At 62.6% G+C, this 1,275-nt stretch carries 1 protein-coding gene and 1 pseudogene; one reads left to right on the top strand and one right to left on the bottom strand.

Going from position 1 to position 1,275, the window contains the following annotated elements:
- Positions 1–213 (bottom strand): annotated as a pseudogene (locus EOA23_RS34835) (hypothetical protein); the annotation flags it as partial.
- A gap of 231 nt (positions 214–444) precedes the next feature.
- Here EOA23_RS34835 and EOA23_RS34830 point away from each other — a divergent pair.
- Positions 445–1,275, top strand: an 831-nt coding sequence (locus EOA23_RS34830; protein WP_145966614.1) for a DNA-binding domain-containing protein, incomplete at its 3' end; no start/stop codon positions are given.

Raw genomic sequence — 1,275 nt, 5'->3', positions numbered from 1 at the left:
ATGGTCGCCAAGGCGCGTGCCGTCAGCAGCGACAACAGCGTGAGGGTTGCGCCAGTAGGGATCGTCGATCGTCGCGACGGTAAAAGCAAAGCCTGGAAAGGTTTTGTTGAGGGCAGGGGCGAGCTCGGCGTCGGCCGACTGCGTCTCGAGAGACGCGAGCACGGTTTCGACGGAAGCAGGGTCTGGCAGGCGGACGGGTTTTTCTTCGCTCATCCCAGGTGGCCTTTCTCGCGCGGCGGAAAGCCGCCGTCCCTAAGTCGTTCTCGGCCGCGCGGGACGTCGCCGGCGGCCATCTTGGGGCCGAAAATGACTGTCATTCAGCCTAGATCGCTAGACTGTAGGTTGCTGAATCTTAACACTTACCGCTCATCCTAGTTTCCTGGATTCACCCTGAATAAGTGGATTCTTAGCCTGATTTAGTGGACGAAGGCGAGAGGGAACTGAATGGGCCGCAGGCCTGACAAGCTTGCCGTAGATGATGCGGCCTGGCAACTGGCGGTGGCGCGAGAGGCGGTCATCCGTCCGTTGGCGGCGAAGCGACGGCTGTCACCCGCCGACGTCGGTCCGGCCTGCCGGAAGCTCGGCCTGAGCCGAAGCCGCATTTACCAGCTACTGGATCGATACCGCTCCGCCCCGGTGACGAGCTCCCTGCTCGGCCACAGCCGAGGCCCCGAGAAGGGTTTCAAGCGTCTCTCGGACGAGATCGAAGCGATCATCGAACAGGCGATGCGGGACACCTACCGCAAACCCGAACGGCCGACGGTCAGCGCCTTCCACGACCGTGTACGAGCGCTGTGTCATGGCAGCGGCGTTGCTCCGCCCTCCTGGAAGGCTGTGCGGGCGCGCGTCGAGCTCGTCGACCGCCGGGTGCTGATGCGGGACCGGGAAGGGGCAAAGGCGGCTCGCGACCATTTTGCGCCAGCGGTGACGGAATATCGTGCCGATCATGCGCTTCACATTGTGCAGATCGACCACACGCTTGTGGATGTCATTGTGGTCGATGCCGTGTACCGCAAGCCACTGCAAAGACCGTGGCTGACGCTGGCCATTGACGTCGCAAGCCGCATGGTCACCGGCTTTTATCTCAGTCTGGAAAGCCCGTCCTCGGCGTCGGTGGCGCTCGCCGTCCATCACATGGTGATGCCGAAGGAATCCTGGCTCGAGTCGAGGAACATCCAGGTCGCTTGGCCAGTCTTTGGCCTGCCCCATGTGATTCATCTGGACAACGCTCGCGAGTTTCATGGCAAAGCGCTGGTTCGCGGTGCGGCCGAGCAC

The sequence above is a fragment of the Mesorhizobium sp. M2A.F.Ca.ET.042.01.1.1 genome, from assembly GCF_003997405.1.
In the GTDB taxonomy this organism is placed as follows: Bacteria; Pseudomonadota; Alphaproteobacteria; order Rhizobiales; family Rhizobiaceae; genus Mesorhizobium.
The sequence above is the reverse complement of the archived record's forward strand: the minus strand, read 5'-3'. Positions and strand labels throughout refer to the sequence as shown.